The organism is Psychrobacter sp. 1Y4, assembly GCF_051847555.1.
Genome location: NZ_JBPYDE010000875.1, coordinates 1 through 584, shown reverse-complemented (window position 1 = coordinate 584; position 584 = coordinate 1). Strand labels below are relative to the sequence as shown.

1 protein-coding gene is annotated in these 584 nt (G+C 51.4%); it reads left to right on the top strand.

Annotation, left to right across the window (positions count from 1 at the left end):
• Positions 1-60 precede the first annotated feature (60 nt).
• Positions 61-584 (top strand): beta-N-acetylhexosaminidase (gene nagZ, locus ACS8FC_RS19350; protein ID WP_439297984.1); only part of this gene is annotated, 524 nt, incomplete at its 3' end.

Genomic DNA, 584 nt, shown 5'->3' with positions numbered 1-584 from the left:
GACATCGATGATCGGTCAACCCCATAATATAACAATACACAAAAAAATAAGGATGACGCAATGTACGGCGTTTTAATGATTGATATCGATAATACCGCACTGACCGCAGAAGACGTCAGCTTGATCAAACAAGCACAGGTCGGCGGGGTCATACTGTTTGGACGCAACGTCGCTGATGCGGCCCAAGTACGCGCATTGTGTGACGATATCCGGTATCACAATCAGGATATATTAATCGGTGTCGATCAAGAAGGCGGACGAGTCGCACGGCTACGTGAAGGATTCACACCGCTACCTGCTATGGGTAGGCTTGGTGAGTTATTCAATCACGACCCAAGCCGCGCGCTCAGCTGCGCATACGACTGCGGCTATCTGATGGCAGCCGAAGTGATGGCAGTAGGTATTGATTTGAGCTTTGCGCCCGTGCTGGATAGAGATGGTATCAGCCAAGTTATCGGTGACCGTAGCTTTCATGAGGAGCCACAAGCGATCGTTGCCCTAGCCACGCAGTTTATGCGCGGCATGAAAGCGGCTGGTATGGCTACCACTGGCAAACATTTCCCTGGTCATGGCGCTATCGCTCC